23 protein-coding genes, 1 tRNA gene and 1 pseudogene are annotated in these 21,018 nt (G+C 50.7%); 4 read left to right on the plus strand and 21 right to left on the minus strand.

All coding sequences use genetic code 11. From position 1 onward, the window contains the following. Positions 1 to 5: 5 nt before the first annotated feature. From VGK02_06310 to VGK02_06335, 6 genes are all read right to left on the minus strand, one after another. A complete protein-coding gene (locus tag VGK02_06310; GenBank protein HEY3374658.1) occupies positions 6 to 491 on the minus strand; it encodes a hypothetical protein in 486 nt (161 codons plus the stop codon). Between the two features lie 68 nt (positions 492 to 559). Beyond that, entirely contained in the window at positions 560 to 1,216 is a 657-nt protein-coding gene (locus VGK02_06315; GenBank protein HEY3374659.1) for a hypothetical protein, read from the minus strand. Between the two features lie 65 nt (positions 1,217 to 1,281). After that, on the minus strand, positions 1,282 to 2,229 hold the full coding sequence (locus VGK02_06320; GenBank protein ID HEY3374660.1) for a DUF5309 family protein: 948 nt from the start codon (positions 2,227 to 2,229) through the stop codon (positions 1,282 to 1,284). A 13-nt stretch (positions 2,230 to 2,242) separates the two neighbouring features. After that, positions 2,243 to 2,890 (minus strand): hypothetical protein, encoded by a 648-nt coding sequence (locus VGK02_06325; GenBank protein HEY3374661.1) that lies wholly within the window; start codon positions 2,888 to 2,890, stop codon positions 2,243 to 2,245. 96 nt (positions 2,891 to 2,986) lie between these two features. Beyond that, a complete protein-coding gene (locus VGK02_06330; GenBank protein HEY3374662.1) occupies positions 2,987 to 3,778 on the minus strand; it encodes a hypothetical protein in 792 nt (263 codons plus the stop codon). Beyond that, positions 3,759 to 5,171: a M23 family metallopeptidase gene (locus tag VGK02_06335; protein ID HEY3374663.1), complete on the minus strand. Its 1,413-nt coding sequence runs from the start codon at positions 5,169 to 5,171 to the stop codon at positions 3,759 to 3,761. The genes VGK02_06330 and VGK02_06335 overlap by 20 nt, the downstream gene beginning before the upstream one ends. Positions 5,172 to 5,224: 53 nt before the next feature. Here VGK02_06335 and VGK02_06340 point away from each other — a divergent pair, with 53 nt between their 5' ends. Further along, complete coding sequence (locus tag VGK02_06340) at positions 5,225 to 5,347, plus strand: hypothetical protein (protein HEY3374664.1); 123 nt, start codon at positions 5,225 to 5,227, stop codon at positions 5,345 to 5,347. Here the strand turns inward: VGK02_06340 and VGK02_06345 are convergent. Continuing rightward, complete coding sequence (locus tag VGK02_06345) at positions 5,344 to 6,702, minus strand: hypothetical protein (protein ID HEY3374665.1); 1,359 nt, start codon at positions 6,700 to 6,702, stop codon at positions 5,344 to 5,346. The two genes, VGK02_06340 and VGK02_06345, sit on opposite strands and share 4 nt — an antisense overlap. On the opposite strand from VGK02_06345, the gene VGK02_06350 reads away from it, so the two are divergent. Next, positions 6,695 to 7,150, plus strand: coding sequence for a site-specific integrase (locus tag VGK02_06350; protein HEY3374666.1), 456 nt, complete (start codon positions 6,695 to 6,697; stop codon positions 7,148 to 7,150). The genes VGK02_06345 and VGK02_06350 overlap by 8 nt on opposite strands. A gap of 35 nt (positions 7,151 to 7,185) precedes the next feature. Here the strand turns inward: VGK02_06350 and VGK02_06355 are convergent. The 14 genes and pseudogenes from VGK02_06355 to VGK02_06420 all read right to left on the minus strand — a co-directional run bounded on the left by VGK02_06355 (position 7,186) and on the right by VGK02_06420 (position 17,117). Further along, a tRNA-Ile gene (locus VGK02_06355) sits at positions 7,186 to 7,259 on the minus strand. Positions 7,260 to 7,486: 227 nt separating this feature from the next. Continuing rightward, positions 7,487 to 7,954, minus strand: a complete 468-nt coding sequence (locus VGK02_06360; protein HEY3374667.1) for an ATP-binding protein — start codon at positions 7,952 to 7,954, stop codon at positions 7,487 to 7,489. Continuing rightward, positions 7,944 to 8,306: an STAS domain-containing protein gene (locus VGK02_06365; protein ID HEY3374668.1), complete on the minus strand. Its 363-nt coding sequence runs from the start codon at positions 8,304 to 8,306 to the stop codon at positions 7,944 to 7,946. The genes VGK02_06360 and VGK02_06365 overlap by 11 nt, the downstream gene beginning before the upstream one ends. Before the next feature lie 265 nt (positions 8,307 to 8,571). Further along, entirely contained in the window at positions 8,572 to 8,769 is a 198-nt protein-coding gene (locus VGK02_06370; protein ID HEY3374669.1) for a DUF2795 domain-containing protein, read from the minus strand. Positions 8,770 to 8,861: 92 nt separating this feature from the next. Beyond that, positions 8,862 to 9,197 (minus strand): nucleotidyltransferase domain-containing protein, encoded by a 336-nt coding sequence (locus VGK02_06375; protein ID HEY3374670.1) that lies wholly within the window; start codon positions 9,195 to 9,197, stop codon positions 8,862 to 8,864. Then, a complete protein-coding gene (locus VGK02_06380) occupies positions 9,170 to 9,634 on the minus strand; it encodes a HEPN domain-containing protein (protein ID HEY3374671.1) in 465 nt (154 codons plus the stop codon). Before VGK02_06380 ends, VGK02_06375 begins: the two co-directional genes overlap by 28 nt. 58 nt (positions 9,635 to 9,692) lie before the next feature. Next, the gene (gene rmuC / locus VGK02_06385; GenBank protein ID HEY3374672.1) at positions 9,693 to 10,688 is read right to left on the minus strand and encodes a DNA recombination protein RmuC; all 996 of its coding nucleotides are present in this window, start codon (positions 10,686 to 10,688) and stop codon (positions 9,693 to 9,695) included. A 123-nt stretch (positions 10,689 to 10,811) separates the two neighbouring features. Continuing rightward, a pseudogene (locus tag VGK02_06390) lies at positions 10,812 to 11,501 on the minus strand (class II glutamine amidotransferase). Positions 11,502 to 11,769: 268 nt separating this feature from the next. Next, entirely contained in the window at positions 11,770 to 12,297 is a 528-nt protein-coding gene (locus VGK02_06395; GenBank protein ID HEY3374673.1) for a 6-carboxytetrahydropterin synthase, read from the minus strand. Then, positions 12,298 to 13,476 carry an acetoin utilization protein AcuC gene (locus VGK02_06400; protein ID HEY3374674.1) on the minus strand — a complete coding sequence of 393 codons (1,179 nt, stop codon included), beginning with the start codon at positions 13,474 to 13,476 and terminating at the stop codon, positions 12,298 to 12,300. Positions 13,477 to 13,625: 149 nt separating this feature from the next. After that, positions 13,626 to 14,192, minus strand: coding sequence for a hypothetical protein (locus tag VGK02_06405; GenBank protein HEY3374675.1), 567 nt, complete (start codon positions 14,190 to 14,192; stop codon positions 13,626 to 13,628). Between the two features lie 96 nt (positions 14,193 to 14,288). After that, positions 14,289 to 15,107, minus strand: a complete 819-nt coding sequence (locus tag VGK02_06410) for a hypothetical protein (protein HEY3374676.1) — start codon at positions 15,105 to 15,107, stop codon at positions 14,289 to 14,291. Between the two features lie 125 nt (positions 15,108 to 15,232). Beyond that, the gene (locus tag VGK02_06415; protein HEY3374677.1) at positions 15,233 to 16,429 is read right to left on the minus strand and encodes an ATP-binding protein; all 1,197 of its coding nucleotides are present in this window, start codon (positions 16,427 to 16,429) and stop codon (positions 15,233 to 15,235) included. After that, positions 16,422 to 17,117 (minus strand): response regulator transcription factor, encoded by a 696-nt coding sequence (locus tag VGK02_06420; protein ID HEY3374678.1) that lies wholly within the window; start codon positions 17,115 to 17,117, stop codon positions 16,422 to 16,424. The genes VGK02_06415 and VGK02_06420 overlap by 8 nt, the downstream gene beginning before the upstream one ends. A 343-nt stretch (positions 17,118 to 17,460) precedes the next feature. On the opposite strand from VGK02_06420, the gene VGK02_06425 reads away from it, so the two are divergent. Both VGK02_06425 and VGK02_06430 read left to right on the plus strand, forming a co-directional pair. Beyond that, complete coding sequence (locus VGK02_06425; protein HEY3374679.1) at positions 17,461 to 20,106, plus strand: HD domain-containing phosphohydrolase; 2,646 nt, start codon at positions 17,461 to 17,463, stop codon at positions 20,104 to 20,106. Beyond that, positions 20,103 to 20,978: a diguanylate cyclase gene (locus tag VGK02_06430; protein HEY3374680.1), complete on the plus strand. Its 876-nt coding sequence runs from the start codon at positions 20,103 to 20,105 to the stop codon at positions 20,976 to 20,978. The genes VGK02_06425 and VGK02_06430 overlap by 4 nt, the downstream gene beginning before the upstream one ends. The last annotated feature ends 40 nt before the right edge of the window (positions 20,979 to 21,018 follow it).

Below are 21,018 nucleotides of genomic sequence, written 5' to 3' on the forward strand. Positions count from 1 at the left end.
GCTCCTTACTGCTGGCTCTTGCCGAATGACTTCAGCGCTTCGATGATTGTTTCCGTTTTCATGCCGAAGGGGTTAATGCCCCTCGCTTTAGCTGCATCTTGCAGATCTTTGTAACTCATATTGATGTAGCCGGACGCGTCGATTTCTTTGACCACCGGCTCTTTAGCTTCGTCGGCGCGCTCCTCGTTGGGATCGGCGACGTTTGGAGTAGGCGCTACCTTTACGTACATCTCCTTGGGTGCGCCTTCGGCCTCGCAGCCCTTCATGAGGTGCCGGGCGAGCTTTTCCGGGGTTGCGCAGTCGAGCCCGCACAGCGGGCATATAAATTCAGGTTGTGGCGCCACAGGGCGTTTGTCGTAACCAAGGCTTGTAAGAATTGCAATCGTTCGTTCATCTTCGCTGCGGTATATACCGTTCTCGAATTTGCACAGCATTGCACCCTTCTCTTTGTCCCACACGCACTGAGACGGGTTTTTTGAATAAAATCTCATATAAATTCCTCGCTTTTCTAAAAAGTAAAAGGTAGATAGAGGAGCCGGTTAAGGCTCCTCTATATTGGTTATGCCGCGTCCGCCTCGGTATAGGTGATTTCTATAATTACACCGGGCAGGTTAGCCGTAGCGCCATTAGTTACGGTCAGATATAGCTTTTCTCCTGCCGATAGTACTTTGTAAGTGCTATCAAGCGTCCCGAGCGACGTAACTGCATTTGCTGCTGGGAACCCCGGTGCGGTGTCATAGGTGTCGGTTACGATGGTGTTGGTTCCATCGGTCAACGCCCACACGCTCGTATTGGCGTCATCAACGCCTGCCGCAGCCCCTTGTGGGATAATCTTTGCACTCGTAAGGGTAATATCAATACCAGTCGGCGCCGACAGAATACAGCGAGCCGCGATGTCCGCTCCTGCGGCTAAATCCTCAACCTGGTAGCGATACGTTTTTGCCTTCGCGCTTGCGGCGAGTTTTGCAAGGGTCACGTTTGCATCAGTTATCTTGACAGTGGTTACTGCACCGGCTGCAAGTTTGGCTTCCGTTACCGCAAGCGCGTTAATCTTGGCGGTCGTAATAGCGTCATCCGCTACAGTGCCGACCGTTACGGCCTTCGAGTTGGTGCCGTCGTGGTTGTGTCCGCTCGTCACATCGAAAATCGTTTTAAATAACGTCCTGACGACGACCCGCTTTATGCGGGTGAAATCATATCCTGAATATGTTGCCATGTGATTATCCTTTCAAGTACGGAGGGGTTGTTACACCCCTCCGCCATTTTGTACTTGAGTATTACTTACGATGTTGCAAGAGACGTCAGGCTCCCGTGCAGGTATGCCGGGCCGTGGGCCAGTCCGAATTGGCCGAATATCTGGCCTTCCTCAGCCGCGCCGCTCTTTGAAAGTTCCTCATAGAAGAAATTGCCTTTATCCGGTACCGGCTGGAACACCGGGGTGCAGACGCTCATCTCGGCGACCAAAACGGTGCCTGCAGGCATGAAGCGGTTAAGCTTAATACCGAGCGGGCCGAAGTCGGTTTCGATGGTCTGGATGTTCACGCCGCCGATGGTGCGATGGTCCGGCGCGTAGCCGTAAACGTCCGAGATTTTCTGCTTCTGGAAGCCGTTGCACCAAATGACGCAATTCTTGAATATAGCGCCGTTGGTGTACATCACAAGGAGCAATGAATCCATGAGCGCCTTGGTAAGCGTCGCACTTGAAGCATTGACCGTGTTCACCGTACAAAGCTCGATTAGGCCGCGGGTCTTATTCGCCACAGCCGCACTCGTTGCGATCTGGTACGCACCGTTAAGGCAGGTGTACTCGGCGTCGCGAGCGATATGCTCAAGCGCACGGGCAATTTGGAAATCTTTTTCGTTGGGTACGTTGTTTTCTTGCTCGACGGTGTTGATGCCGCTCATGCGGGACTGGTTCGAGAGGCGCGCATAGCTTATTGAGACTTTCTCATGGAAAATCTGCGTGACGTTTTTGCTCTGGTTGCGCAAAAAACTAATCGCGGTCGGCGCGGTCAGGCTCGCCGTTTCCGTAATCGCCGGTTGCGCCGCCGTCGGGAAGTCGTACTGGCTGTCTGTCGGGAACTCGAAGTTGTGCGTTTCAAGCCCGCCACCGGTCAGCCCGCCGATCATACTCAGAAACGGCGTGTTTGTCTCATCGGCGGTGAAAAGCTCCCCGGCGTAGTTAACGTTATTCCACACTGTTGAAGGTGCGGAAATATTAATAGGCATGTAATCTCACTCCTTATGTTCGCTGCTTTTGCTGCAGCTCGTGAATCTGTCTCTTGATTGCAACGGCCTGCACGGTCGTGCCCTTGGTCCTGGCGTCTGCTAGTTCGGCCTCAAGCTGGGCGAGTTTGCTGTTGCCGGTAACGACATCGATATGCGGCTGGCCGTTTTGTGCGTATATTTCTTCGGTCGCCTTTTTAACGGCGGCTTCTATGACCGGCTTAGCGGATCCGGCGAATCGCTGCGCCGCCCGGTTAAACGCTGTCTGGTCGCGCCTGGCCTCAACAAAGAGGCGCTCTTTATTGGCCCCGTCTTTGGCAAGTGCCACTAGGCGTTCATGGTCGGCGTCCGGGTATTCTTTCTTAATGCTCTTAAGCGCTTGTCCGGTCATATGCTTCTTGGCGGTACGCTCGTTTTTAAGTAAACGCGCCAGCTCCGCCTTGCTGATTTCAACTTTCTCGTCATCTTCGTCCGGCTCCGACGTGTAATCATCCTCATCGTCATCGTCGTCGCTCTCGCTTGTTAATCCTTCCGGCTTGGTGACGCTTAAGAGAATTTCATCAGCCAGCGCCGAAGTATCGATGGTTTGTGTTTCTTCACCGGTTGGGGTGGTTGTGGTTTCTTCCTCGCCCGTCTGGACGGTGGTTGTGGTTTCTTCTGCCACGGTTAATCTCTCCTTTTAAAATTAAGGGAATTAAAAAAGCACCCTCATGGGTGCTTTCATATGCGCTTACAGTTTATCGTCATGCAAGGTGGACGCTTAAATGTAGGACTTGGAAAAGCCCGGTGTTCTTAGCCCGGACTCGTCAAATATGGTTTGCGGACGCGCTTTTTCTTCACGGGTGGCCCCCTCTCGCATTTTGACTAAATCATCCCATTGCTTCTGCAACGATTCAGCGCCGGTCTTGCCTTGGAACATGTTCATGAGCGTCTCGTCGTTTACGCTTATCCCGCCCCAGTTGAATAAGTCTTTAATCTCAACGCCGTGGGCCGCTAGCTTGTCGCGTGCGTTAAAGAAGTTCTGCACTCCCTGCGGGTTGGAATAGGTATTTTCATACTGCTTGGCCGTCTCAAGCGTAAATGGGGTATCCGGGTTGTAGAACTTGTGAACGTCGGCGAACCCTTGCAGCCGCTCCATGTCGTTGATTTGCCGCCACAAACTTTCTGTCCCTTCGGCGTTTCGGTAGAGCTTATCCGCTATATCGCCGGTGTACCCCATATTAAAATCGGCAAAGAGCTTGTGGTACTTTTGCGGGTCCTGGCGAATGTTTGCCGCTACTTCCCAGTTTTTAATGATGTTGTCGTCGCTGGTCGGCTGCGGGCTCATCTCAAGTTTGCCCGGTGAGTTCTCGGTAATCGATTTGCCAAAAGCCGCCGGGTCGACGACGGTAACATAGCCGCCCGCGTTATACTTTAAGAACGGGTACTTGCCCGTAGCGATGTCTTTTACCGCATACTCGGACCCATCAATGATGATGGTGTTGCGGGCCTCATCATAACTAAACGCTCGCCCTGCGGCCGCCACCCAATCTCTAAGCCTTGTTTCCGCCACTGGATCCACCTCCGGTTAGCGCTCGCAGGTCATCTGCATTGTTCCAGGGGTCGAAGGAGACGCCCCGATACTCATGCGAAGCCGCGTTTAACTTTGCAACTCTGGCATCCCACCCATCGATAGATTCGTCGTCGCGGATGCCGGGATAACGGTTCTTAAAGTCGTCAAGCGAGCGGAAATACTCGGTCATTTGCCGCTGCTGCCATCCTTGCTGCATCTTGTTTACGGCAAACGCTCTATTCGCCTCGCTCACCGTCGCCAACCCCAACTGTTCTTTCGCTAAATTATCAAATTGCTGGCCGAGCTGTGACTTGGCGTAGTTGGTAGCCTGCGGGGATTGCATGATGAAGTTTTGCGCCTGCTTGGTATCCCACTCGCCGTGCGCGATTTTACCCATAACATAGGTAAACCCCGGTGTTTTAGAGGCATCGGCAAGTCCGGTGTACTCCTGGTAAAACTGTAAGATTTGCGGCGTGCTCTCTTGCGTTACCTTTTGCTGATATTCTTTGGAGTTTGTGACTAAGAGTTTTACATCGTCGAGGTTGATGTCCGTTCCCATCGTGGTATCGAACTTCGTCAAGTATGAATTGAGTTGCTTGGCATCCGGTTCGCGCCCGAGCATATCCTTATACGTCGCCTTGATGTTGGTTTCAAAGTCATGGCGCTGGTTTGCCAGGGTTAATCGCTCTGATGCTGTAAGCCCCTGTCCGCTGGTTTGCGCAAGGGTATTGGCTGAGATACCGTTAAGTAGCGCATACGCGATAAACTCATTGTCACTCGGCCCTTTATAGCCGAGCTGGTTGAGTTTTATATTATACGCCGCTACATCCGCTGTGGCCTCTTTGCCGCGCTCGCGCTCAAGCGTCGCATAGTTTCCGATGTAACCTTTGGGAGTGCCGACATCCTGTAGTTTTACCGCAGCAACCTGCTTGTACCAGGTAAACGGGTTATAGCGCTTCTTTTTGTTGTCCGGCGTGCCATCGTAGACCTCGAAATGAACGTGCGCCGGGGTCGTTTTCGCGTTGCCGGTTTTGCCGACACGGGCAAGCATCTCCCCCTCGTTCACCCTCGCGCCCGAGTTAACCACAATGGAATTTTCTTGCAGGTGCCCGTACAAATACGATTTGCCGTCGTCACCGATAAGCCAGACCCGCCAGCCGATGGTTCCCTTGGAATCGCCGTACCATCTTGCATAAATCCGACCTGAGGTAACCGCAACGACCGGGGTGCCCTCTGCCGAGAACACGTCATTGCCTTGGTGGGTGTGCCCGACACGGGCATTGCCGTAGTCGTCTGAATACTTGGCGTTTCCCGTCACGGGGAAGTAATACGATTTCTGTTGTTTTTGCGCTGTGGCCCCGACTTGCGGCGCGTTACTGACCGGTCGTGTCATTTTTAGTATAATCTCCTTAAAATAGTGATAAGCTGTTCAAAAAGAGGTCTAACGTGAAGCTTATCGGAGAAATAGTCTTAGGTATCGTTTTTTTAGTGTTTGGCGGCTTTATCGTTGAGCTGGTGTATGACGCTATCTGGCTTGGCGTACTGCAAATACTAAAAGCCCTGTTTTAATACTTAGCCCATGCCGCCGCCGGATAGCGCTCAAACTCTTTTGCAAACTCCGGGTTGTCCGCTTTAGTGACGCGTACCTCGTCGTTGTACCATGCCCGTACTTTTGCCATCTTCTCGGAGTCCCAGGCAGCATCATTTTCAACCATAATCTGCTGTAATTGCGACCATACCTCGTAGAAGCGCTCCCATCCCGCCTTTGATTTTCCCTTAGCGGATGGTATAACCTCTTGCTTAAGCGTCGCATCGATTTCGCCTAAATACCATTCACGAAGCGCCGTAGAATCATCTCGCGTCAACTTATAGTCGCGCTTCTTTGCCTCTGCTTTGAGCTCGCGCACCTGCGTGTTCATAGTTATAATCGAGTTGCCGCCAGGTAGTTTAGGTAAAAGTGCGGCATATCCGACTTCTTGGCGCGCCTTAGTAATGGTCTGTTGAATCATGCTCTCTTTTTCAATGACGGAGGCCGCTCTGTAGTCGTCTGCTGCGACTAATTTATCAAGCCTTTGCTTTGCGAGCTTGCCGCTTAACACCTGGTAGCCATAGTATTGTCCCTTGTCCAGACTAACGCCCGCTATGGTTTTTCCCGGTTGGTGAACGACTAGCCCAAGTTCTGCGATTTCATTTTCAACCGCATCGTCTACAACACGCGTCGCTTTTGATGGCGAGAGCGCCCGAAACACGGCGCTTCCTTGCGTCTTAATCTGCCTACCCCAAACGTCAACCTTCGGCAGTACTGAGCTTGACATGCCGGGGATGTGCGCTTTAATCGCCTCTGCCGCCCCTTGGGGGTTTCTAAGCGTCGGGTCTTTGAGCTTTGCCGCCCAACTAACGATGCTTGCCACAGTTGTTCCAACGAGAGATTCCGTCCAATTCTCAGCATACTGCACCGGGTCGGCGATAGCGTTTAAGAGATCATAGAGTCCCTTCATAAAGGTTTTACTGATTAAGTTTCTACTAATTGAAAGCGACACCTTACCGGCTATTGAGGCAATATCGTTTTCGTCCATCGTCTCGGAAAGCTCAGCGTAATCGGCGGCAAGCCCTATTACGCTCCCAAGCGGCTCAAGGCGCTGGTATGAATAATAGGTATCGCCGATTTTAACGCTGTACGGCTGCCACCCACGACGGTACATCTGGTCGCGCTGTGCCTTATCCGTCGGGCCGCTTCCGGTAATTAACCCCTGCTTTGCGTATAGATAGACCCCGGCCCCGATAAGCGAACCCATAGTGGCGCGGGCGAGCTTGTCAATCGCCTCATCGGGGAGGTTCTTAAAATCGTTTCGGCGCACCATATTTAAAAACTCTAAGGGTGTGCGCTCGATTGCGAATTTGGCGATATTAACCGGCGTGCGCATAAACGGTACATTCTATGAACCTAAGAGCACGAAATCGCGACGCACTATCCCCATACCATCAGATACGGTTGTCCTGCTCTTAAAACACCTATCCTGGCAGCGGCAACACATCAAGGAGAATAAGGACAATTTAGTCTTTACAAACACGAAGGGCAACCACTTAAACTATCAGAATTTCACACGGCGCTATTTCTTCCCCGCATTAGATCGAGCGGGGATACACCGCATTACACCCCACGATATGCGCCACTCCTATGCTTCAGCACTACTCAATGCTGGCGTTCCTATTCAAGAAGTGAGTAAGCTTTTAGGCCATGCCGACCCCTCCATTACGCTCCGCATCTACGCCCACGTCCTCCCGGAGAGTGAAAAGGGTACCGCTAAAAAGCTTGACGAGATTTTTGCTACCATAGCGCTACCACGAAGCCCCGTAAAAGAAGAAAGGTAGCAAGCATATAAGCTTACTACCAGGTGTTATAGTTGTGGGCCCTGTAGGATTCGAACCTACGACCAAGGGATTATGAGTCCCCTGCTCTGACCAGCTGAGCTAAGGGCCCAGTTTTATGAAATTATCTCAAAACCAGATATTCACTCTATCAAAACTCGCACTTAGAATCAAGTGTGGTGCGCTTCCTAGCTTACGCATCAAGAGCGTATTCATGGCAACCTTTAGAATAACTATTCCCAAGCATCGACAATATCAATAATCACGAATAAGAAAGCGGGGTGATTACGCATACGTGATAATTGGGAGAGTACGGGGCTCATAATCCTTTGGTCGTGCTTACGCCAAGAACGCTGAGAGATCGGGTTCTTTGCTGGATTCTTTGAATTTTACCAGGCGCACGACCGTGCCTTCCTGGTGCTCGGTGATGCTGACCTGGTCCATGAGCGCGGTCATGAGGAAGATGCCCCTGCCGCGGTGGCTTGGGCGTCCGTCGGTTACCGGCAAGCGGGCTTTGAATACGCCTTCATCGGCAATTTCGATGACGATTTTCTCCGCATCGCAATCAACGGTGACATGGATTTTGCTCTTATTGCCAAGCGGCGACCCGTGCTCGATAGCATTTGCAGCAGCCTCGCTGACAGCGACTTTCATTTGATAGATGTCGTTATCGGTAAAACCGCAGCCACGCGCAATGTCTTCGACTTCTTCTCGAATAACGGCAAGGTTTTTGCGATGGCTTTGCATATCGAGTTTCCTATGGATTTTTTCGGTTGTCCCCTCGTTGCCTCTTATGTCATTCTCCAAGGCTACGCTCTCCCGTCATATCTGCTAAGGCTTCGTCCACGCTGGAGTACAAAGAAAAAGCTTCGGCCAACTTGGTTATGCCGACTATCTCTAGAATCCGTAGCACGTTTTTATTTGTAACAACCAGCCCAACTTTTCCACCCATGGGACTGCTTTTCTGAATACTCAAAATTATTAGGGCGACGCCCGCGCTATCGATGTAGCTTACATCTGAAAAGTCCAGGATTATCGACCGGTTTCCCTCATCTATAAAGGCCATTATCTTGCTCTCTAATTCAGGAACAACATAATGATCGATCTCTCCATTAACATCAATAATAGGAATGCGGCCGGGCAACACTTGTACCTCCAAATTGCCATCCCCTTTCTCGAGCATCAGCGCGCAAATATCAGAATACTCCATGGTTCAACATGTAGGCAACTAACGAGCATTGCATAAGAGACGCGCTTTGTATATATTCCCAGATTTACCACAAAATAAGCAGGCGAACCTTAAATTACTGCACGAACGCATATTTAAAGACCTGGTACGCTACTTAGCACAAGAACGGCGCTTATGCGAGTACTAAGCTTATAATTATAAAGGAAACCCAGTGCTTGCGAAACACTCACTCGTGCTATGCGGCTCGACAGTATTCACATACCGCTTCCTGTACTCCCGCCATGCTGAAGTATTTGCTGTCCGGAAGTTGCCTGAGCGCTCCTAATACGTCCTGCGGTGCGCCCTGATCTTGTGCATAACTAAGAATATCCTGCTTATTTGCAGGAAATGCAATACCTTCCAAAAACTGTGAAATTTTCGATGTAGAAACCATAAAAATACCTCCCGTTTAGGTGCTACTTTCGGGATACCCTGGGATATGCATCTTAAACGTAGCAAATCTGGGAGGCGTATCTGGGGAAGAGGCTACCTTTTCTCGTACACGACAATGCCGTTTTCTTTGATCTCACTGGAAAAACTAAGCGGGCTTTCCGCCGCGTACTCGGCTTGCGTGTAGCCGAGCGCATCTATCTCTGTAACCTGCTGTTCCCAGGCGATCTTATTGAGAAGCATGAGGCGCTGGCGCAAATCGATACCTTCGAAATCGTCCGATATTACGGCGATATCGATATCGCTCCACTCGTCGACATCGCCGGTTATCTGTGATCCGTAAAGGACAACCTTCTCAATATCGAACCGGTTCTTGGCTTCCAAAATGAAGCGGTTTATCGTTTTTATAATATCAGTTCTTGTTCTAGCCATCGGTATGCCTTTGTCGCTTTGTAGAGGTAGTCGCGCGCTTCCTCTTGGCTTAACGCACACATCGTGTTCTTGTAGCCTGGATACCTTGTCGACGTGTAGCACTGGTCGAGCTCAAGGATATCATCAATGAATTCTTCGGGCGGATCAAGCTTCATGATCGCTACCAGGCGTTCAAGCTTGTGGACATGCGGTGGAATTTTGTGACGCGATCTTACGTATCCGGCTTTTAAGAGCTTCTCCAGAGCTTGCTGGCAGGCAAACGCCGCCCAACTGTAGTGCCCGGCTATAAAGAGCGTGTCCGCAACCTCGAGATCGTGGGATGCGTTATCGAGCCACTGGCCGGCGACAAGCTCGGGGTTGGGATACCTGAAGTTGTGATCGTTGTTTTGCTCGTGTGTATGCGCATGTGTATGCGCATGGTTATGACGTTTCCCCACGTGTGCTCCTTAATTAAAAGCCTACCTACATAATCGGCATTTTAAGGAGCGCACTTAACTACTTACCCGCCTCTTCGAGTTGCGGTTGAACCTGGGCGTCATCGGCGGCTTCGGCCGCCTGCAGATACGCGGTCGAAGCGCGAATCCGCGAAATGAGCTGCTTGTATTCACCGTACGCATTGGTGATCATGGTGTTGGCGCGGGCCAGCTTATTCTCAAGGATTTGCTCCATTTCATCGAGCTGGCGCCCGATGGTGATAAGGTGCGCCTGTAAATTCTCCATATCGACCGAGCGTGAATACTGCAGGTGAAGGCTATAGAACGTCAGGATGTAGGGGACGGTCATGCTGTATGACATCAGAATTACCTGCCGCTTATATGCATCCAGATAGGCCCGCTTGCAGATCGAAAACACCGAATCGGGAACCGCGGCAATCGCCCACGGCGAGGTGACGTCGGGGTCGATGTACTGGCATACCTCCCGAATACGCCTGGCGACTTCCCTTTCGACCTGGTCGGCCAGCCCGAGCTTTACTTTTTCGTCCGTTTCTTCTTCCATCGCAATGAGCAAACTTGTGGCGGGCCACTTCGAGTCGATCGGCAGCACCTTGCGATCGGACAGCACCAGCCCGAATTCAACCACTTTACCGTTTACCGGGAAGTTGTAGGCGATCATCTCACGGGGGAAGAGCTTAAATATCTCGTTAAGGATATTTTCGCCTGCGTGCCCTTTGGAATAACTGCCCACGATAACGTTTTCAAGCCGCTTAACCACTTGGCGGCTTTCTTCTTCGAGGTGCTTGCGCGCGTCGTATTCCGCTTTTAAACCATGCACCGCAATTTGGGTTTTTTGGATTTCTTCTCGAAGGATATCCTGGTTGTGCCCACCGAACTCCAAGCGCGATTTTACATCTTGCATCAGCAAATTCTGCCGCTCGAGGGTGTCTCGAAGCACGGAGGCGTCGGTTGGAACGTGCTTTTTAAACGCAAGCAGCACGACCGCTACGATTAATATGATAACGAGTGCAAGTAAAACTGCTGCAAATAAATCCATAGCTACTCCATTGGTCAGCCGGTTGCTTAGCACTAGAATATACGAAAATATGTTCGGGGTCTAGAACCTTGGCCAAAGTTCTCCGGGCCTTCGGGTGCTTCGACTGGAAGCCATTCGCCGCGCTTAACAACATTGCGACTCGGCGCGGCTTAAGCACTCGACCGAAATTCTGAGGTGCTCATCGACTATGAGCAGGCTGTCTTCGGGAAGCTCAACCCAGTTGTCATCGGTCAGCGTCTCCGAGGCGACCACTACGACGCGAACCGGTTTGCTATCCGGGCGGGTACCGCCCTCGTCTATACTGAGAACATCTACGCCCTCACACGGTAGCACTTCGCGAACCGTATAGTGCAGGTCGCGCCCGCATCGATAGGCGTAAAGCGACCGTCCGTCGGACATAAGAAAATTTCGCCCGCCTTCAAGACCGTGAGCTTTGATCCAATCGATCGCGGAGATAATACCTTCCCTGACGCCGCCTTTTTCTCGTATATGTTTCAAGGCGAAGTGAAAGTAGCGCTCGGAATCGGTCTGCCCCTTAAACGTAACACCGGGCAGCTCTTTTTCCATCTCCTGATATCGCTCTATGGTGCCGTTATGCGCGAAAACCCAGCCGTCCGCTGCAAACGGATGCGTGTTTTCAATCGTTTTTTCACCGAGCTTGGCCTCGCGCAGGTGGACGATGATAAGGCGGGTAATCAAACCTTTAATGAGGTTGAAGAACACTTCATCGCCGATAGCCGGACCGGGCGCTTTCACGGTTATCGGGCGCTCTTCACCGGGCATGTCTTCGTCAACATAACTGACTCCCCAACCATCCTGGTGTTTGAGGGAAAGTCATATAAACGGCTTCGGGCCTTCAAGAATCGGGTATTCGATATTGACCGGGCAATCCGCGCTTACCGCGAACAATCTACACATTCCACACCTCTTACGCGTATCTACCCGTGAAATTCTAGCAAGTAACGGTTTCACTTGGGCTTACTTTACCGGCCATACTTCCAATCTATGGGTTATTTAACGATACAACAGGACGGTGGTTGAATGTAAGTGAGGGTGCTTGTGCTAATATATTGCGCAGGTTCTAAGTGCTTATCTCTTCGGTATAATATGCCGCTTGACCGGGTGATTCCTCGACGCCGACGCGAATCAGCGTTACGTTTTCGACATCGGTGTCTTCGAGGTCGGCTTTAATCTTCTGGCACAGGTAACAGGCCAGAAGCTCTGCGGTACAATTCATGATCGGCAGGATTAAGACGTCAGCTTCCGGCAACGAGAATTTTTTATCCCTGAACATAACTTCGATAAAAGTATCCTTCTCGTTTATGGTTACGTTTTTATTCTTCGCCGGAATGATTGTCTTATGATCGAGCGCGTTGCAGTGGTGCTCGGCAAATTCTTTGAGCGCGATGAAATCGAAGATATAGCCGATATCCTCGTCGAGCTCCCCTTCCAGGTACACTGAGACAGCATAGTTGTGCCCGTGAAGGCGCTCGCACTTCTCACCAAAGATAAGAAAATGCGCGGCACTGAAGCGTAAGTAGTCTTTTTCAACATGCATAGAGTATTTACCCATGCTCAAAAGAGTATTGCGTTGCGGCGGTTTTGTCAATTAAGAAACGGCATCCTTCGAGAGACCGAAATAGGGGAATACTTTTTCATGCACTTTCTGCACGACACCGGAAACCCTGCGCTCTAGCGAATCGGGATGCCCGAGCGTCAGCAGCGTCTTATCGCGAAGTTTGACGGGGCACGCAGCCATGGCGCTCTTGGAACATACCGACTGCCACGACACCGGCGTGTAATCATCCAGATGAATATCGGCCAAACCGGCCGAGAGCAATGCCCACGCCCGGGGCACTACCTGAAACGCCTGATAACCGCCGCCGCCGAGAGCGACGAGCCTACCATCGCATACCTCATGGGCAAGATGATGAATCATGGCGTATAGATACTCATACGCATCCGTAGTAAGGCTTAAGCCGGCAAGCGGATCGGTGTAATGGGTATCGCAGCCGTTTTCCGAAATGATAAGGTCGGGTTTAAATGCCCGGATAATCTGCGGGACGATTTGCTTAAAAGCTGCGATGTAGAGCCTATCGTACGTGCCGGGTTCGAGCGGACAGTTAACCGAGTAACCCTCTCCCTCGCCGGTGCCGACCTCATTAACAAACCCGGTACCGGGGAATAGAAACTTGCCGTCTTCATGGAGCGAAATCGTAAGGACATCGGAGCGGTCGTAAAACGCAACCTGCACGCCATCGCCGTGGTGGGCGTCGATATCCAGGTAGGCTACGCGCGCGCCGTAAGCCTTAGCCGCATGCTCGGCCGCCATGGCGCAATCGTTGTAGATGCAAAAACCCGACGCCCTGTCGCGCATAGCGTGGTGCAGACCCCCCGCGATATTGATCGCATGGTCGGCCTCACCGCTCATCACCAGGTCGACCGCGACGATGGAGCTGCCGGCAATCAAACTCGATGACTCGTGTATCCCTTTAAACGCGGGATTGTCGCCGTAGCCGATGCCGTATTCATAGGTATCCATACTCTCTTCGCCGGTTTCGCTTATACGTCTGATCGCATCGACATACTCGGGCGAGTGAATAAGCATGAGCTCGTCATCGCTCGCTTCCCGGCCTTCCACCACTTGCAGCTTAGGGCCATCGAACACGCCGTAATCTTTAAGTAGATCGTAGGTAAGCTTGAGGCGAATCGGCTGCATGGGATGCGTGGGTGAGAAATCGTACCCCGCAAACCTATCGCTGTATACGAATTTAACGCGCGCGCCCATGATGCCTCCAAACTATAGTGCCCGATGATCGTGTGTAGCACAATTCCGGTTCCAGCATAGCTCATATTATAAAGGTTAAAAGAGCGTGTTGGTAGGGTAATGCTTACCGGCAAACAATAGTTCCCCGAAATGCGGAAAGGTAACCGGAATTAGCCTTTTTTGAATACGAGGTATGTGCCCCCGACAAGCGCCAATGCGCTTAAGAGAAGCGGTATGTAGATTGGAACGATTACCGGCATGGGGAATAGCACGATGACGTCTTTTGCAAGCAATGACGTAGGCCAGTGAAGCAGCATGAATTGGAATACTACCGATGATAAGGCGGCAAGACCTCCGACAAAGAGAAAGAGCGATGCGCGCTCTTTGTTGTTCTTTCCCGCGAAATAGACGATAGCGATAACTAGTGCAATGATCGCCAGCTGCCGTGCCTGTTCGGCCTGCAGGATATTCGAATCGATGATAATACGCGCCGCCGTCGGCTTATTTAAAACGAGGAGATCGCTTTTACTGAACAAAATATCTGCTTTGCCGAGCGGTGACGTCGGCATAAGCGTCTTTAAACTATAGATTTCACGCAGGTAAAATGTAGAGGCCGCCTGCAAAAACCCAATAGTGAGCGCGATAATTGCAAGCGAAGAAGCCTTTATTCGGTCGGCTATGCTTTTTTTCTTGTGTTTCTTTTCGCTGTGACCGTCGTCGTGGCTGTGACCGCTCATGTTGCTCCGATTCGTACTGCAAATATTGTTTTAAGCTGCGCTTTCTTGACGTTACGTGGTAGCCATCTAAACCATGACGCATTGCGAGCAAGTTGGCTACTCTGTGCTCTTCGTGGTGAGGCTTGCTCGCCTCTTAGTTAAAAAAATACCTGACATGCCGGCGAAATACAAGACCGCACCCAAAAGCAAAACGGATATATACAGTACACGCATGTGGGCCATAAGAGGTACAAGAGCGCTATCTAAAAGCCCGGATGCCGTATCCCCGGCCCCCAAACCCGCTACGAGGCGCGACTGCACAAACCAGAGGATTGTGCTGGGTAGACCGGCAATTATGAAAGCGGTGCCAAAACCGGTAAACTTTCTAAAGCCCGGGCTCATGAGGAAAAACGGTACGGCAAAAACGAGTCCTAAAATCACCGAGATAATAAACATAAGACGCATGTTGCTGTTAAATTGCTTGTTCACAAATGAATCGACGATACCGGCAAGGCTTTGAATGCTGTTCTGCTCGGCACCGCTCAACGATGATAGATTGTATACGTTGGAAAATCCTTCATTATAGATACGCCTGATGATTGCGCCCGCTACAAAATCGCCGGCTTTATCTCTGGAAACATTGTTGATTTCTTTTGCTTTTACGCCGAGGCTCAAGCCGAGTCCGGGCAGCACAAGCTCGGCTTCGGGATCGCTGCCGGCAAGCTTAACAAACTCAGGATAGTAGAGATCGGCCAGCGATTGAATGTCGGCGGTTCCGCGTGATACCGCCACGCCGATGCGCTCAACCGTATCAAGCGATGTTGAAAGATACGCGCTATAAGAGAAAAGCGTGATGATACAAGATGCGGTAAACAGAAACCCGAAGAATGTGCGAAGGCCCTTGCGCTGAACTGTGTTCCTTGCTGAAGATGACATTGCTACTCCAATTGCTGTAAATCCTATTGCTTAAGCCTGCGTCAAAGAGAATTAAAAGCTCAGCAAATCATTGGTGTTTGTGTCTGCATACATAATATACCGGTTTTTTTGGGAGAGATGGAGCGTTATACGGCGTGTTTTACGCTTGGCGCAGAATGATCTGCGCCGGCCGCTTCCGGTGTAGGCAGTGCAAAGTAAAACGTGCTTCCCCGACCGAACTCGCTTTTAGCCCAGACTTGCCCACCATGTGCCTCGACAAGGTGTTTTACAATTGCCAAACCGATTCCAGAACCGCCGCTTACCCGTGCCCGCGACTGATCGACACGGTAAAAATGATCGAATACATAGGGCAAATCGCTCTCAGCGATACCGGCCCCGGTGTCTTCTACGACAACCAGAATTGTCGGGTTATCGACTCCACCGGCAAGCGTCGTATCGAGTGTGGCCCGTATCTTGATCGTATCGCCCTCGGTCGTGTACTGGAACGCATTCCCGATCAAGTTATAAAGCACCTGGCTGATCCGGTCGCGGTCGATCATAACTACAGGCAGATCTTCATGTAAATCGAGCTCGAGATGTTTATGCTCTTCTGTGGAGCGGGGCTTAAACATCTCGACTACTTGGCTGATCACGTAGCCGATGTTCTCTCGCTTCATCTCGAGCTTGAGCTGCCCGGCCTCGGCAAGCGACATGTCGCGAAGGTCGTCGAGCAGCCGTGAGAGCAGCAGTGTTTCGGTATGCAACGCCGCAATCTTCTTCGGTGTCGGCTCGATTACCCCGTCAAGCATGGCTTCGAGGTTGCCGCGCACCACGGTGAGCGGGGTTTTTATCTCGTGCACGATATCGGCGAGCAAACGCTGTCTGAGTTCATTATTTTTCTCAATGCTCTTGGCCATAGAATTAAACGACTTTGCGACATCACCGATCTCATCGTCGGTTTTTATGGTAACGCGGTGTGCGAGATCGCCGTGCGATATTTTCTTTGCGGCATTTGCCAGGTCCGCAAGCGGAGCGGTAATCCTCTTTGCAAATAAAAGCCCGATAACCGCCGCAATTATCGCGGCAAGTAAGCCGGCAAACCAGATCCATTTATTCACTGATTGCAAAAATGATTGCTCAAGTGGGCCGAGCACATGATGAAGTAGCATACGACCGGGGCTTGGGGGTACTAGCATTTCGCCGGGACCTTCCATCTGACCGTATCCGAGATACGCGCTAAACTGCCGCCCGATCGCCCAATTAATAATGAGCGAAACGGCTGTTATGGACGCCAGCGCTATCGCCGTAAAGATAATCGTAAGTTTGGCGGACAGACTACGCATGGCCGCCTTCCTCCATCCGGTAACCAACGCCAAACACAGTCACGATATAAAGCGGCTGTTTCGGGTTATCTTCGATTTTTTGACGCAGGTTTTTTATATGCGCATCGATTGTGCGCTCGTAGCCTTCAAACGAATAACCTTGCACGTAGTCCATAAGCTGCAGCCGTGTGAATACGCGGCCCGGGCTCTTGGCCATCGCTTCAAGTATTTTGAACTCTGTTGGTGTAAGTTGAAGCGTCTCGTCTTCTTTTGTGACTTCGTGTTTGGCCAAATCAATCTCGAGCTTCCCTATTTGCAGGTGATCGGCACTTGACGGCTCGGGAACGCTTCGTCTCAGAACGGCCCTCACTCTGGCAAGCACCTCGCGCGGGCTAAACGGTTTGGTGATATAATCATCGGCTCCGACTTCGAGGCAGAGCACTTTATCTGTTTCCTCATCCCGGGCGGTCAACATGATAATCGGCACATGAGAACCGTTGCGAATAAGCCTGCATACCTCAAATCCATTGACCTCGGGCAGCATTAAGTCGAGCAAAATCAAATCCGGTTTTTCTCGCTCGGCCAGCTCCAAAGCAGCGCGTCCATCATATGCGCTTATTACCTGGTAACCCTCACGCTCAAGATACGCCGAGATAAGCTCGACAATCTGTTTTTCGTCGTCGACCACCAAAATGGTCTGTTTTTTCATCTATCGCTACACCTTCTGTCCGCCAATATGTTTCGAAATCCATAAATATACGGTCTCAAGACTACTATAGTACATTTCGGCAAACACTATAATACACTGAAGAAGGAAATGGCCCCGGGTCTAGGGCTTGCTGGAATAACCAACGTAACTCGGGGCCATTTCGATCACAATGCGCTTTGGGCTACGGACAAACCCACAACTACTAGTCTACATAGTACTTGTGAAGAAGGTATGAAGATATCGTTGAAAACTTACGAATTTCCTATGAAATGCAGGCTAAACCCTTTCTGCTAAATGCCGATACAACCTAGTACGAGCAATCATACTAAGGACAGCACTTAGGTTGAAAACTATATCTATAAGAGCAAGAACAACGATAATAGGCGTCATAATAGCCGTTCTCATCATCACGACTGGCTTATTCGGTGCTGTCGCACGTTACCAATACGAGCTAAACGCGGAAAAAGTCGTAACCGGGTTGGCGAAAGTAGCGAAAATCCAACACGAAACAGCCGCATTCCAGGCACTCGATGGCAAGATAGACCGCTTCTTTGATGCCCCGGGTATAGGCATATTTTACGGTCTCCTCACCGACCTCACCGTCGTTCGACAAGACGTAATCGACCTCACCGCAAGCAGCGACTGTCCAGAATGCAGAAGATCCTTTACCCTTGTTCAAAAGGACTTTCAACGACTTCGCACCTCGCTATTAGAGCTTAAAGATGCCTCTGATGAAAACGATGAAAAAGCTAGGCGTCTCTTGAAAAGCAAAATCGATGTGTTACTCTATAATACTTCGCTGCATCTCTCAAAAACCGCACAGATGGCTTCAGGTGAAGCAAGGAAGCACGAAGGAGAGGCCAAGGACCAATTCCAAACATATGGGTTTATCCTCGGAATCTCGACCATGCTCTTAGTGCTTATAGGAATCGGCTCAAACTACGGATTAATGCGCCATGTGCGAGGAGTAGCCCGTGAGCTAAGCAATGCCACCCGGGAATTCGCCGAAGGCAACAGGAATAAACGCATTGAAGCAGCTCTTCCGCGTGAATTCGCACAGCTTGTCGAAGCATTTAACTCGCTGGCAAGTACAATTCAGTCTTCCGAGCAAAGCATGACACAGATCAACGGCTTACTGAAAAACAAGGTCGGCGTACAGGAAGGCATGCTGGCGAGAGCAAACGAGCAAACCGAGCAGAAAATTGAAGAAATCAAAGCATACATCGAGATAGCCGAGATACTCAGCTCAAGCACCGGTATGGATGAGATGCTCGACCGCGCAACGCAAACGTTATCATCTGCCTGCGATGCGCGCTACGTAACGATTGCCCTTATTGACGACGCCTCACTTTCACACTGCTGGGAGCTTGAATCCTGTGACAAAACCAGTTGCCCGGCATATAAATCAGTAAACCTCGAGTGCTGGACGCTCAACCGCACCCATTGCCGGAACTCTACCAGTGACAGCTTTGAGGATAAAATCGCTGAATGCATCGAGTGCGACGTATTCCATAATATCAAGCTGCGGATTAACGCGACTTCGGGTATCGATAAAACACTGATTTCAGAACAATCGGTTGCGTCCTATGAGCCGCTCTTCGGCAAAGCGCTGCTTACGTTAAAACCGGTTATAGAGACCGATTTTAATGCACACGCAGAGCTTGCCGACTTTAGGGCTGTGGCTCCGGACTGCGTAGCACATGTAAGCGTCCCGCTCATCACGAAAAACCGGGTTATCGGTACGATCAATCTCGGCTACACGAAGAATGATAAATTGAACGGTGACGATATCGGGTTTATCGAACGCTTGTGCAACCAAATTGCTATCGGTATCGAAAACGTACTGCTGTTCGAATCCACCAAGCACTCGGCTATGGATTTCAGCACGTTATATCGCTCGGGCGAGGCGCTGAGTTCTCTTTTGCAACCCAATAAAATATCACATTTTGCGCTTGACTTCGCCATGCAAATATCAGGTGCGAACGCCGGTATCGTGCTGCTCTATAACGATAAGACGCACAAGCTCTCCGTCGGCGCCGCGGAAAACATAGATAAAGATTTAAGGCATTGTATCGGCTCAAGCAACAGCGGTATCGCAAAGCAGATTATCACGACAAAAGAGCCGGTGCTCTTCGATGAACGATACAAGAAACGGCATTTCGACCTCGGGCCGATTCGGTCGGGAATCTTCACCCCGCTACAGTATAACGGCCGTCTCTTCGGTCTCATTGGCGTACTGTCGCTCTCTCATAAGAACTTCAGCTATAACGACCTGCAATTGCTCTCGACTATCAGCGGCCAGGCTTCGACGGCGATGTATAACAATTACCTCTTTAACGAGCTTGAGTGTTTATACATCGATACGGTCAAGGCCTTTGTGCAAGCAATTGAGGCAAAAGATAGCTATACGAGGGGACACTCGGAAAACGTGGCGAACTACGCCACCGCAATCGCGCGCAAAATGAGGCTTTCGGCAAGCAGAATTAAAGATCTCGAGACGGCGGCGCTCTTGCACGATATCGGCAAGATCGGGGTTAATGAAGAAATCTTGAACAAACCCGAGCGCCTGACAAGTGACGAGTATGAACGCATTAAACAGCATCCGTTTATTGCGTTTCAGATCCTTGAGCACGTACCCGCGCTCAAGGATATCGCCCGCATAATTTTACACCACCACGAGCGCTACGATGGTAGCGGGTATGCTGATGGTCTGCAAGCCGATGAGATACCGCTTGAATCACGAATTCTTGCCGTTGCCGATACGTTTGATGCGATAACTTCATGCCGCCCATATCGTAGAGCCCGGACAACGCTGTCTGCCCGCAATGAACTTATGGATAACGCGGGCACGCAATTCGACCCGGAGGTTATTAAGCACTTTATTGAGCTTATAGATAGCGGTGAAATCATGTCTATTAACGAGAAGAACCAGCTCGAGGATTCTGAGTATACGAGGGCAATGAGCGCACGTAAAAGGATTTCGTCGTGATAGAGATTATTGTAGCAATCAGTATTTTCATATTGCTATATGCGGCATACAGATGTAAGCGATGCACCGATCTGATTCCAGAGAGGTTCTTTGGACGCTACTGGAGAGTAATGAGCCTGCTCATCGGCTTTTTCATCTTCGGATATGCTTTCTTTGAGTACACGCTATTCGCGAATCTCGACCTGATTAACCAGCGAGTTATCGTCAGTATGGTATTGCTGTTTGGCGCAATTTACGTCGTTCTGGTTACCAGCCTGAGCTACCGGGCTTTCTCGGAGATCATATCGTTGCAACAGAAAACGCAGGATTATGCCGAGCACCTCGAGGCAGAGGTTAAGAAACGCACGTGCGAGCTCGAAGAACTCTCAATAACCGATAGCTTGACCGGTCTGTATAACCAGCGTCACCTCTTCTGTAAGCTTGAGGAAGCGATTGTCAGGGCATGCCGCCAGGATTCGCCGTTCTTTGTCTTGCTTTTTGATATCGATAAATTCAAGATGATTAACGACCGTGACGGTCACCTCGTCGGGGACAAGATACTGCAAATGGTCGGCCGGGTTGTTCAGTCATGCGTCCGGGATAAAGTCGATTTGGCCTTCAGGTATGGTGGCGACGAGTTTGCGATTATCCTGCCCGACGCCACCAAACATCAGGCACTTAAAGTCGGCCACCGCATCTTGCGAGAGCTCAACGATAGACATGTTGAAGCCAGTATCGGCATCGTGCCGCACACAAACCATCACGTCCTCGACGCGCGAAACCTACTCACCCTCGTAGATACAGCGATGTATGAAGCGAAGGCCGAGGGCGGTAACCGCATCCGTTTCATACGCCCCACCGCTACCAGGCAAAAACCGTTTAAAGTCGTATAAAAAAGACCGGGCGCCAGCTTCTACTCCGGCGCCCGTTGCT

Origin of the sequence: Candidatus Aquicultor sp. (genome assembly GCA_036504445.1) — a bacterium.
GTDB lineage: Bacteria > Actinomycetota > Aquicultoria > Aquicultorales > Aquicultoraceae > DASXVE01.